Below are 12,539 nucleotides of genomic sequence, written 5' to 3' on the forward strand. Positions count from 1 at the left end.
CCCGCCGCTCGCCCCGGCAGCGCACAGCCGGCACGGCCGAGACTGGCCAGTCACCTGCGCGCCCGTATACTGCGGTATCGACCCGCTGCGCCCGCTCCCCGGGCCAGCCGGCAGGCCGCCGCCACGGCGCACTGTGTTCCGGCCCGTCTCGCTGCCAGCGAGCGTCCTTATCCTGGCGACAGGTCCAGGACCTGTCCTTTGCGTTGCGTCGCGACGTAACGCTTTTTTATTCGGAGCCCGTCATGCAAGACGTCGTTATCGTAGCTGCAACCCGCACCGCCATCGGCAGTTTCCAGGGCGCGCTGGCCAATGTGCCGGCGGTCGAACTGGGCGCCACCGTGATCCGTGCCCTGCTGGAAAAAACCGGTATCGCCCCGGCCGAAGTGGATGAAGTGATCCTCGGCCACGTACTCACCGCCGGCGCCGGGCAGAACACCGCACGCCAGGCCTCGATCAAGGCCGGCCTGCCCCACGCGGTACCGGCCATGACCCTCAACAAGGTCTGCGGCTCGGGCCTCAAGGCCCTGCACCTGGCGGCCCAGGCGATCCGCTGCGGTGACGCCGAGGTGGTCATCGCCGGCGGCATGGAGAACATGAGCCTGGCGCCCTACGTCCTGCCTGGCGCGCGCACCGGCCTGCGCATGGGCCACGCGCAGATGATCGACAGCATGATCAGCGACGGCCTGTGGGATGCCTTCAACGACTATCACATGGGCATCACTGCGGAGAACCTGGCCGACAAGTACGGCATCGACCGCGCCCAGCAGGACGCCTTCGCCGCGCAGTCGCAGCAGCGCGCCAGCGCCGCCATCGAGAGCGGCCGCTTCGATGCGGAAATCACCCCGGTGATGATCCCGCAGCGCAAGGGTGAGCCGGTGGCCTTCGCCCGCGACGAACAACCGCGTGCCGGCACCACCGCCGAATCCCTCGGCGGCCTGCGCGCGGCATTCAAGAAGGACGGCAGCGTCACCGCCGGCAACGCCTCGACCCTCAACGACGGCGCCGCCGCGGTGGTGCTGATGAGCGCCGCCAAGGCCCAGGCCCTCGGCCTGCCGGTGCTGGCGAAGATCGTCGGCTACGCCAATGCCGGCGTCGACCCGGCGATCATGGGCATCGGCCCGGTCTCGGCCACCCGCCGCTGCCTGGAAAAGGCCGGCTGGACGCTGGCCGAGCTGGACCTGATCGAAGCCAACGAAGCCTTCGCCGTGCAGGCACTGTCGGTGGGTAAGGAATTGGGCTGGGATGCCGATAAGGTCAACGTGAACGGTGGCGCAATCGCCCTGGGCCATCCCATCGGCGCTTCCGGCTGCCGTATCCTGGTGACCCTGCTGCACGAGATGCAGCGCCGCGACGTGCGCAAGGGCCTGGCGACACTGTGCATCGGCGGGGGCCAGGGCGTAGCCTTGGCCATCGAACGCCCCTGAGCGAGCCGTCGCCCCAGGGCATGCTGGCAGACACACGCGCCCGGTTCGCCGGGCGCGACTGAGGATGATCGGGAAGTACCATGTCCAAGCAAACCTACAGCATTTCCGACCTGGCCAATGAGCTGGACATTACCACTCGGGCCATCCGCTTCTACGAAGAACAGGGCATGCTCTCGCCGACCCGCCGTGGCCAGGAGCGCATCTATTCGCCGAAGGATCGCGTCGCGCTCAAACTGATCCTGCGCGGCAAGCGCATCGGCTTCTCGCTGGCCGAATGCAAGACGCTGATCGAGCTCTACGACCCCAAGGCCGGCAACCAGAAGCAGCTCAACATCATGCTCGCCATGATCGCCGAACGCCGCCAGCAACTGGAGCAGCAACTGCTCGACATCCAGCAGATGCAGCTGGAGCTGGATACCGCCGAAGAACGCTGCCGTACCGCCCTGCAGGCGACCCTCGAGAAAAGACCGCGAGCTGAGCCGAGCCGGGCCCGCCCCGGCGCCGCGACCATCGCCCCCCTCCGGCGCTGCCTGACGCATCGCTGTGCCCATGGCGCACCGCGCTCCCAGTGAGCGTCCAGCGCAGTGGACAGTTTCCGGAAAACTGGACACTCCCCTCCTCGCACCCCGCAAGTGTCTGCCATTGCAGACATGGCCGGCGCCGCCAGGCACCGGCAAAACCATGGCAGGGCGCGCCGTACGTCGGCTGTCGCGACTCGGGCATAGAACCTGCTAAGTCAGCCTGGACGCCAGAACAAACCCAAGAACAAGGCTGGCGCTGACTCGGCATCTCGATTCGGCCTTCGTTCTTGTCTGGCCCGTAGCGCCCTCTGCCACGAGCGGCTAGCGCGGCTGCCTCGGGCTTTACAACAACAAGAAGGAAACCTGCATGTCGATCAACAACAAGCTCTCCCGTCTCGCCTGTGCCATCGGTGCCACCACCCTGCTCGGCGCCAGCCTGTTCAGCGGCGTCGCGGCCGCCGCGGAGAAGATCCGCTGGCAAGTGCCGCTGGCCTTCCCGTCGCACCTGATCGGCCTCTCCACGCCGGTCAAGCATCTTTCCGACTCGCTCAAGGCCGTCTCCGGCGGCGACATCCAGCTGCGCTACTACGAGCCGGGCGAGCTGGTGCCGCCGTTCGAGATCATGGATGCGGTGAGCAGCGGCAAGTACCCGGCCGGCTACACCTGGATCGGCTACGACCAGGGCACCATCCCGGCGCTGCCGCTGTACTCCGGCGCGCCGTTCAACATGGAGCCGCCAGCGCACTTGGCCTGGTACTACCAGGGCGACGGCAAGAAGCTGCTCGAGGAAATCTACGCGCCGCGCAACATCCACCCGATGCTGTGCAGCATCATCGGCCCGGAAGGCGCCGGCTGGTTCGCCCAGCCCATCGAGAAGCTGGAAGACATCGACGGCCTGCGCATCCGCTTCGCCGGCATCGGCGGCAAGGTGCTGGAAAAGCTCGGCGCCTCGGTGACCATGGTGCCGGGCGGCGAGATCTACCAGGCGCTGGAGCGCAAGACCATCGACGCCACCGAGTTCTCCCAGCCGGCGGTGGACAAGATGCTGGGCCTGGACCAGATCATCAAGAACTACGTCATGCCCGGCTGGCACCAGACGCTGACCACCTCGCACCTGCTGGTCAACAAGGACGTCTGGGACAAGCTCGCGCCGGAAAGCCGCGCGCTGATCGAGATGGGCTGCGAGTCGGCCACCCTCAAGGGCTTCGCCGAGAGCGAGTGGGCTCAGCCGACCGCCCTGCGCGACTACCAGAAGCAGGGCGTGAAGGCCCAGGTGCTGCCCGAGCCGGTACTGCGCGAGCTGCAGAAGGTCACCGATCAGGTGCTCGACGAGATGGCCGCCAAGGACGAGATGTTCAAGCGCGTGCTGACCAGCCAGCGCGAGTTCATGCAGCACCACTCGATCTGGCACGGCATGGGCTACCTGCCGCGCGACTACTACCAGTACGACTGACGGTCCCGCGCCGAACCGGCGGGCGCGTCGCCGTGCCCGCCTCCTTCATGCTGCCTGCGCGCTGCCGAGCCGGAACAGCGCGCAGGCCCCGAGTGAGGTCGCCATGTCCTTTCAACCCGTGTCCCCCGAGGCGGTAACGCCCACGCCTACGCCCCATGCCGACACGCTGCCGCACAACCGCATCTCGCGGCGCCTGGATCGCCTGCTGGTGGCCATCGGCGAAGCCAGCGCCTGGCTCTGGCTGCTGGTGCTGCTGGTGGTGCTGGCCAACGTGTTCAGCCGCTTCGTCCTCGCGCGCGGCTCCATTGCACTGGAGGAGCTGTCCTGGCACCTGTTCGGTGCCGCGCTGATGCTCGCCCTCGCCTACGCCGTGGTGCGCGACGACCATGTGCGCGTCGACGTGCTGCGCGAACGCTTCAGCCTGCGCAGCCAGGCGCTGATCGAACTGCTCGCCATCGCCCTGCTGGCACTGCCGGTGGTCGCGCTGATGGTCGATGCACTGATCCCCTACGCCTACAAGGCCTACCTCTACAACGAACGCTCGCAGGCGCCCAGCGGGCTGCCGCACCGTTTCATCTTCAAGAGCGTACTGCCGCTGGGGCTGACGCTGGTGGCGCTGGCGCTGTTCTCCAGGGCACTGCGCTGCAGCACGCTGCTGTTCAATTTCCCACGGGCCCTGGCGGCCCCTCTGGATGACCGCGACCGCGGCCATTCGCAGCCCTGATGGAGTAGCCGTAATCATGGGTCTGGAAACAATCCTCGTCATCGCCATGTTCGCCAGCTTCATGGGCCTGCTGCTGCTCGGCTTCCCGGTCGCCTGGTCGCTGGCCGGCATCGGCCTGCTGTTCGCCGTGCTCGGCTACGGGCTGGTGGAATACTTCGACGCCAACCTCTGGTTCACCTGGGACGGCACCATCGGCGTGCTCGACGCGCGCATCTACGGCATCGTCGCCAACGAGCTGATGGTGGCGCTGCCGCTGTTCATCTTCATGGGCATCATGCTCGACCGTTCGGGCATCGCCGAGCGGCTGATGCACAGCCTGGTGCGCGTGCTCGGCCCGCTGCGCGGCGGCTATGCGGTGACGGTGGTGGTGGTCGGCATCCTGCTCGCCGCCTCCACCGGCATCGTCGGCGCCTCGGTGGCGCTGCTCGGCATGCTGTCCGTCGGGCCGATGCTGCAGGCCAACTACAACAAGAGCCTGGCGGTGGGCACCGCCTGCTCGGTGGGAACCCTGGGCATCCTGATTCCGCCGAGCATCATGCTGGTGCTGATGGCCGACCGCCTCGGCACCTCGGAAGCCTCGGTGGGCAAGCTGTTCATGGGCGCGCTGATCCCGGGGATGCTGCTGGCGCTGATGTACGTGCTGTACATCGTCGTCGCCGCCTGGCTGAAGAAGGATTTCGCGCCGGCGCCGGCCAACCGGCAGAAGCTCGACGGCCGCGCGCTGCTCGACGTGTTCTGGGCCGTGGTGCCGCCGCTGGGGCTGATCTTCGCCGTGCTCGGCTCGATCTTCTTCGGCATCGCCACCACCACCGAGGCCTCGGCGGTCGGCGCCTTCGGTGCGCTGCTGATGGCCGCGGCCAGCCGCCGCCTGAGCCTGCCGGTGCTCAAGGATGCGCTGTACCAGACCAGCCGCACCGCGGCGTTCATCTTCGGCATCTTCATCGGCGCCACGGTGTTCGCCGCCGTGCTGCGCGGCCTGGGCGGCGACGACGTGATCCGCGCGGCGCTGACCGGCCTGCCGTTCGGCCAGACCGGCGTGCTGCTCACGGTGCTGGCGATCACCTTCCTGCTGGGGTTCTTCCTCGACTGGGTGGAGATCACCCTGATCATCCTGCCGCTGGTGGCGCCGGTGCTGTTCTCCATGGGCGTCGATCCGCTGTGGTTCGCGATCCTCTTCGCGCTCTGCCTGCAGACCTCGTTCCTCACCCCGCCGGTGGGCTTCGCACTGTTCTACATCAAGGGCGTCTGCCCACCCGAGGTCACCACCCGCGACGTGTACCTCGGCGTGCTGCCGTACATCATCATTCAGCTGATCGGGCTGGCATTGGTGTTCTACTTCGCGCCACTGGCCACCTGGCTGCCCAACGAGGTCTACAGCCAGCCCTGAGCCCCGCCCCGCAGCCCTTGCCCGGGGCTGTCGGGGCTTCCATAATCGGCCGCACTCAAACGGATCTCACTGCCCATGGCGATTGCCCGCGACGAACTCGACCACCACGGCCTGATCATCGGCGTCTCCCCGGAGCGCTTCCGTGCGGTGGCCATGCCGCTGCTGTTCGACCACCTCAACGCCCAGTGCGAAGGCACCATCGCGGTCAACCGGCAGGCACGCATCGTCTGGATCAACGACAAGTACGCGGAGAAGGTCGGCATCCGCGACCCGTCCAACGTGCTCGGCAAGGAGATCGAGGAAGTCCTGCCGGCCAGCCGCCTGCGCGAGGTGGTCGAGAGCGGCCAGCCGAGCATGCTCGACCTGATGGCCTTCGGCGACGAGCACTTCGTCGTCACCCGCATTCCGCTGCGCGACGAGGACGGCACCCTGGTCGGCGCGCTGGGCTTCGTGCTGTTCGACCGCGCGCGCCACCTCAAGCCGCTGATGGCCAAGTACACCAGCCTGCAAACGCAACTGGTGGCCACCCAGAACGAACTGGCCAAGGCCCGCCGTGCGCGCTACACCATCGCCGGCTTCATCGGCAACAGCCCGGCGGCCAGCGAGGTCAAGCGCCAGGCGCGGCGCGCCGCGCAGCTCGACGCCACGGTGCTGCTGCGCGGCGAGACCGGCACCGGCAAGGAGCTGCTGGCCCAGGGCATCCACAACCTCTCGCCGCGGGCGCGCGGGCCGTTCGTCGCGGTCAACGTCGCGGCGATCCCGGAAAGCCTGGTCGAGGCCGAACTGTTCGGCACCGCCCCCGGCGCCTTCACCGGCGCCGACCGCAAGGCGCGCATCGGCAAGTTCGAGGTGGCCAATGGCGGCACGCTGTTCCTCGACGAGATCGGCGACCTGCCCCTGCCGCTGCAGGCCAAGCTGCTGCGCGTGCTGCAGGAGCAGGAGGTCGAGCCGCTGGGCTCCAACCAGGTCAAGGCGCTCAACGTGCGGGTCATCGCCGCGACCCATATCGACCTGGAAGCCAAAGTCGCCGCCGGCCAGTTCCGCGACGACCTCTACTACCGCCTCAATGTCCTCGCCCTGCGCGTACCGCCGTTGCGCGAGCGCAGCAGCGACATCCCCGCGGTGGTCGAGCACCTGCTCGACGACATCGCCAACCGCTCCGGCCAGGCGCCCATGGAGCTCAGCCCGGAAGCGCTGGCGCTGCTCTGCGTGCAACCCTGGCGCGGCAACGTGCGCGAGCTCGGCAACCTGCTGGAACGCGCCCAGCTCGCCGCCGACGGCCCGCAGCTGGAAGCCGCGCACCTGCTGCCGTTGCTCGGCGAGCAGAACGCGCCGGCGGTCCCGCTACCGGCCCCCTCCAGTGTCGGCACAATGCCGCCGGCAAGTACCGAGCCTGCGGAAAACGTGCCGCTGCAACCCCTGGCGCAGACCCTCGCCCAGGCCGAGCGCCGCGCCTTGCAGAGCGCATTGCTGGCCTGCAAGGGCAACCGCCGGCGCGCCGCCATGGAGCTCGGCATTTCCCGTGCGAGCCTGTACAGCAAGCTGCAGCAACACGGCCTGAGCCAGCGCTGAACGCGCCCCGGTAGCGCCTGGCGCAGGCTCAAGCCTGCCGGCTGCAGCGCGGCATCGGCGTGCAGGGCCGTACGGCCTGTTCTACCTTTATCCATGAGCTCGCCGACTCCCGGCGGCCGTCATGGGGGCAAAGACGACATGACAGACGATGCAGGCAAGCTGGTACTCAGGTTGACGGTGGGCGTGCTGATCCTGCTGCACGGCATTTCCAAGCTGCTGAACGGCGTGGGCGGCATCGCCGGCATGCTGGCCGACATGGGCTTGCCGACCTTTCTCGCATATGGCGTCTACCTCGGCGAAGTGGTTGGCCCGCTGCTGGTGATCTTCGGCCTGTACACGCGCCTCGGCGCCGTGCTGATGATCGGCAACATGGTCGTCGCCCTGGCGCTGGTACACCGCGCCGAGCTGTTCTCGATAGGGCCGATGGGCGGCTGGGCGATCGAGTTGCAGGCGCTGTTCCTGTTCGGCGCGGTGGCGATCGCCCTGCTCGGTGCCGGCCGGATGAGCGTCGGCGGCCTGCACGGCCGCTTCAACTAGCACGACGGCGGCGGCGCGGCGCCGCTGCCTCTTCCCGTGGCCATTCGCGCGGCAGGCATGACGCCATCATGCCTGCCGCGCCGGACAATTCGTTGTCCATCCACCCCGACATGTCGTCCCCGCCGGACAGCCACGCCCCCATTGCATCCCGTCGACATCGCGCCGAACGCGAGCCCAGAGCACCGCGCGGCGGCGGTCATGGACGTTACGCCGCAGCGCGTGCCCTGGCACAGCTTTAGCTACACCTGGCGGAGGCGAACGGCCGCACCGCGCACCACGTGGACGACCGCCCGCCGCTGCGAGATGTCCGACTACAACAACAAAAGGAAAGCTCTCATGAATGCATCGGGTTCACCGCGCTTCAGGCGCGCTTCTTCCATGCAGCGCCTATGCGGCCTCGGCGGCGCGGCCCTGCTGGCACTCACCGGCCTGGCGCAGGCCGCCCCCGGTTCCTGCGCCGCGCTGGCATCGCTGCGCATTCCCGCCGCCGCCATCGGCCTGCCAAGCAGTGGCGCGCAGGTCACCTCGGCCACGCCGGTGGTGGCCGGCGGCACGCCGCCGCAGACCTAGGGCGCCCATTGCGAGGTCAGCGCCGAAATCCTTCCGCTCGATCCCGGCGCCCCGAGCATCCGCATGCGCCTGGTGCTGCCCGAGCAGTGGAACCGCAAGGCCATGATGTACGGTGGCGGCGGTTACAACGGCAGCGTGCCGAATGTCGCCGGCAACGTGCCGGCCGGCCCGCTGGACCGCCCCACCCCGCTGGGCCGTGGCTACGCGGTGTTCGCCAGCGACTCCGGGCACGTCGCCGACCCGGCCAGCCCCGGCGCCTTCGCCTGGAACGAGGAGGCCCTGGCCAACTATGCCCACGATGCGCTGAAGAAAACCCGCGACGCCGCGCTCTACCTGATCGAGCGGCACTACGGTGCGCGCCCCGAGCGCAGCTACTTCGCCGGCGGCTCCACCGGAGGCCGCGAGGCGCTGGCGGTGGTCCAGCAGTGGCCGACCGACTTCCACGGCGCCATCGTCCTCTATCCGGCCTACAACGCCCTGGCGCTGGACCTGCAATTCGGCCGCATCACCCGCGCGCTCGCCGCGCCGGGTGCCTTCCCCACCCTGGAGCAGCGCGCCGCATTGCTCGAGGCCGCCATGCAGGCCTGCGACAGCCTGGACGGTGTGCGCGACGGCGTGATCAGCCACCAGGCCGCCTGCAATGCCCGCTTCGACCCGGCCCGCGCCAGGCTCGACGGCAAGCCGCTGCGCTGTCCCGGCGGCGCCAGCACCTCCGAACGCTGCCTATCGGATGCGCAAATCCGCGCGCTGCGGGTATTCGACACACCGATCCGCTTCGACTTCCCGCTGGCCAGCGGCGAAACGCATTACCCGGGTTTCAATACCTGGGGCACCGATCTCGGCCGGCCCGGCAGCGGCGTGCAGCTGGTGGTCAACCGCCTCGGTCTCAACACCCTGCAGCCGAGCTATCCGATGCCGGTGCACGGCACCGGGTTCGAGGAGGGCGCGCCCTACCATTCCGGCTTCTGGGATGAATGGGTGCGCTATTTCGTCACCCGCAATCCCACCTTCAACTCGCTGACGCTCGATCCGCAGAATCCCGGCCCCTGGCTGGCGCGCATCAGCGAGCTGTCGCTGCGCCAGGACGTCAACCAGACCGACCTGTCGGCCTTCGCCGACAACGGCGGCAAGATCCTCATGGCGCACGGCACATCCGACCAACTGGTGAGCACCCGCGCCACCGCCGAGTACTACGAGCGCGTGCGCCGCGACATGGGTCCCGGCAAGACGCGCCGGTTCCTGCGCTACTACGAGATCCCCGGCTATGCGCATGCCGCCAGCACGGTGTTCAACGCCGCCTGGGACTCGCTGAGCGCTCTGGAAGACTGGGTCGAGCACGGCATCGAACCACGCCGCCAGATCGTCGCCGACAGCGTCGGCGTGCCGGGGCGTACCCGGCCGCTGTGCGAATATCCGGGCTGGCCGAAGTACATCGGCAAGGGCGACGTCGACAGTGCCTCCAGCTTCGTCTGCGTGAACAGCCGCAACGCCACGCACTGACCGGTGAAGCCCGGCGCCATGCCCTCCGACGGGCGTAGCGCCGGGCTCCCGCGCCGGCAGGCACGTCCAGCCGAATGGACAATCCCGCCCCGAACCGCCCTCGATCCTGCACATGTCCAGCAGCACGGACACCTCCAGCCGCGCACCTTCCCCTCGCCCGTATGCGGCGAACCCGCTCTAGCGCAAGGTCTGCATCGCCGCAAGCGCTAACTGGCACGGCTTTCGCTCTGCCAGGGGAACCAGGCCGAACGGGCCAGCTGTCGCCGCATAGCGCAGCTCGAGAACAACAATAAGGATCGCCGGATGACCATCGCTCAGCGTCTCATCGCCTGCCCGTCCATGGCGCGCTCGCAACCGGAGCCACAGCCATGAACAAGCTCATGACCGCCGCCGAAGCCGTGGCACGCATCCCCGACGACGCCAATGTCGCCACCGGCGGTTTCGTCGGCATCGGCTTCGCCGAAGAGATCGCCATCGCCCTCGAACAACGCTTCCTTGCCGAACGGGCGCCACGCGGCCTGACCCTGGTCTATGCCGCCGGGCAAGGCGACGGCCAGCACCGCGGCCTCAATCACCTGGCCCATGAAGGCCTGGTGCGACGGGTGATCGGCGGCCACTGGGGGCTCGTTCCCGGGCTGCAGCAACTCGCCGTGGACAACCGCATCGAGGCCTACAACCTGCCCCAGGGGGTGATTTCCCAGCTCTACCGCGACATCGCGGCCGGCAAGCCGGGGCAGCTGTCGAAGATCGGCCTCGGCACCTTCGTCGATCCCGCATTCGGCGGTGGCCGGCTCAACGCCCGCACCACCACCGAACTGGTCCAGCGCCTGGCCATCAATGGCGAAGACTACCTGTTCTACCCCAGCGTCCCGATCCACGTCGGCATCATCCGCGCCACCAGCGCCGATACCGACGGCAACCTGAGCATGGAACGCGAGGCGCTGACCATCGAGAGCCTGGCCATCGCCATGGCCGCGCGCAACAGCGGCGGGCTGGTGATCGCCCAGGTCGAGCGCATCGTCGAACGCGGCTCGCTGAATGCCCGCGAGGTGAAGATCCCCGGCATGCTGGTGGACTGCGTGGTGCTCGCCGAGCCGGCCAACCACCGGCAGACCTTCGCCACCGGCTACAACCCGGCGTTCGCCGCCGAAGTCCGTGTTCCGATGGGCAGCCTGGCGCCGCTGCCGCTGGACCTGCGCAAGCTGATCGCCCGTCGCGCCGCCCAGGAGCTCGTGCCCGGCGCCGTGGTCAACCTCGGCATCGGCATGCCCGAAGGTGTCGCCGCGGTGGCCGCCGAAGAAGGCGTGATCGACCTGCTGACCCTGACCGCCGAACCCGGCGTGATCGGCGGCGTGCCGGCGTCGGGGCTGAACTTCGGCGCGGCCAGCAACCATAGCGCCCTGCTCGACCAGCCCTACCAGTTCGACTTCTACGATGGCGGCGGCCTGGATCTCGCCATACTCGGGCTAGCCCAGGCCGATGCCGCGGGCAACCTCAACGTCTCCCGTTTCGGGACGCGCCTGGCCGGCGCCGGCGGGTTCATCAACATCAGCCAGAGCGCCAAGCACGTGGTGTTCGCCGGCACCTTCAGCGCCGGCGCGCAGGACATCCGCATCGAAGACGGCCGCCTGCGCATCCTGCGCGACGGCACGCAACGCAAGTTCGTCGACACGGTCGAGCACCGCACCTTCGCCGGCCGCCTGGCCGCCGAGCGCGAGCAGCCGGTGCTCTACGTCACCGAGCGCTGCGTGTTCCGCCTCACCCGCGACGGCCTGGAACTGACCGAGATCGCCCCGGGCGTCGACCTGGAGCGCGACATCCTCGCCCGCATGGACTTCGCCCCATCGTCCACCAGCCGCGGCCCATGGACCCGCGCCTGTTCCTGCTCGGGAATATCGGCCTGCACGAACGGCTGACGCGAATCCCCGGATAGCCCGCAAGGGCAGCCGCGGCACGACTTCACCCGCAACACCCCGCAACGCTATAACAACAAGAGGAAGCACACATGCAACACGTCCCCCGCACCATCTGCCAGTTGCTCTGCACCGGCGCCGTACTGGGCATCACCAGCCCGGCCAGCGCGGCCTTCATCGAAGACAGCAAGGCCAGCGTAGACCTGCGCAACTTCTACATGAACCGCGATTTCCGCTCCGGCAACGGTCAGTCGAAGGCCGAGGAATGGGCCCAGGGCTTCATGCTGAAAATGGAATCCGGCTACACCGAGGGCCCGGTGGGCTTCGGCCTCGACGCCATCGGCCTGCTCGGCATCAAGCTCGACTCGAGCCCCGACCGGGTCGGCACCGGCATCCTGCAGAGCGATCGCGAAGCACCCAACCGCGCCCAGGACGATTACGGCTCGGCGGGCCTCACCGCTAAGGCGCGCATATCGCAAACCACCCTGCACGTCGGCACCATGCAGCCGCTGCTGCCGGTGGTCATGCGCAACGACAGCCGCCTGCTGCCACAGACCTATCGCGGCGCCTGGCTGCAGAGCAAGGACATCCAGAACCTCACGCTGGACCTCGGCAAGCTCGACCGGGTCAACCAGCGCAACTCCTCGGACAACGAGGAAATGACCGCCTTCAATGGTGGCCTGCGCAACATCCAGTTCGGCCGCCACGCCACCAGCGACGAGTTCCTCTTCGCCGGCGGACGCTACAACTGGTCGCCGGAACTGAGCACCAGCTACTACTACGGCGGGCTGGACGGCATCTACAAGGAGCACAATCTCGGCCTGGTCCACGTGCTGCCGATCGGCGACAAGCAGAGCCTCAAGACCGACATCCGCTACGTGCACCAGACCGACGACGGCGGCAGCAACGTCGACGCCGACACCTTCGGCGCCATGTTC

The 12,539-nt window shown here is 68.4% G+C and carries 7 protein-coding genes and 3 pseudogenes; all 10 read left to right on the forward strand.

Features of this window, described 5'->3' with window-relative positions; genetic code table 11:
• Window positions 1-242 precede the first annotated feature (242 nt).
• The gene (locus BAY1663_RS20350) at window positions 243-1,424 is read left to right on the forward strand and encodes an acetyl-CoA C-acetyltransferase (protein WP_037044361.1); all 1,182 of its coding nucleotides are present in this window, start codon (window positions 243-245) and stop codon (window positions 1,422-1,424) included.
• Between the two features lie 80 nt (window positions 1,425-1,504).
• Window positions 1,505-1,888 (forward strand): annotated as a pseudogene (locus tag BAY1663_RS20355) (MerR family DNA-binding transcriptional regulator); the annotation flags it as partial.
• 424 nt (window positions 1,889-2,312) lie between these two features.
• Entirely contained in the window at window positions 2,313-3,398 is a 1,086-nt protein-coding gene (locus BAY1663_RS20360; RefSeq protein ID WP_037044363.1) for a TRAP transporter substrate-binding protein, read from the forward strand.
• A 103-nt stretch (window positions 3,399-3,501) separates the two neighbouring features.
• A complete protein-coding gene (locus BAY1663_RS20365; RefSeq protein ID WP_037044364.1) occupies window positions 3,502-4,122 on the forward strand; it encodes a TRAP transporter small permease subunit in 621 nt (206 codons plus the stop codon).
• 16 nt (window positions 4,123-4,138) lie between these two features.
• On the forward strand, window positions 4,139-5,509 hold the full coding sequence (locus BAY1663_RS20370) for a TRAP transporter large permease subunit (protein WP_037044365.1): 1,371 nt from the start codon (window positions 4,139-4,141) through the stop codon (window positions 5,507-5,509).
• Window positions 5,510-5,584: 75 nt separating this feature from the next.
• On the forward strand, window positions 5,585-7,081 hold the full coding sequence (locus BAY1663_RS20375) for a sigma-54-dependent Fis family transcriptional regulator (protein ID WP_037044375.1): 1,497 nt from the start codon (window positions 5,585-5,587) through the stop codon (window positions 7,079-7,081).
• Window positions 7,082-7,219: 138 nt separating this feature from the next.
• Complete coding sequence (locus tag BAY1663_RS20380) at window positions 7,220-7,618, forward strand: DoxX family protein (protein WP_037044378.1); 399 nt, start codon at window positions 7,220-7,222, stop codon at window positions 7,616-7,618.
• Window positions 7,619-7,996: 378 nt separating this feature from the next.
• Window positions 7,997-9,688, forward strand: a pseudogene (locus BAY1663_RS20385) (tannase/feruloyl esterase family alpha/beta hydrolase).
• 368 nt (window positions 9,689-10,056) lie between these two features.
• Window positions 10,057-11,621: pseudogene (locus BAY1663_RS20390) on the forward strand (acyl CoA:acetate/3-ketoacid CoA transferase).
• 72 nt (window positions 11,622-11,693) lie between these two features.
• Window positions 11,694-12,539 (forward strand): OprD family outer membrane porin (locus BAY1663_RS20395; protein ID WP_037044380.1); only part of this gene is annotated, 846 nt, incomplete at its 3' end.

This window comes from Pseudomonas sp. BAY1663, from assembly GCF_000582595.1.
GTDB lineage: Bacteria > Pseudomonadota > Gammaproteobacteria > Pseudomonadales > Pseudomonadaceae > Stutzerimonas > Stutzerimonas stutzeri_AF.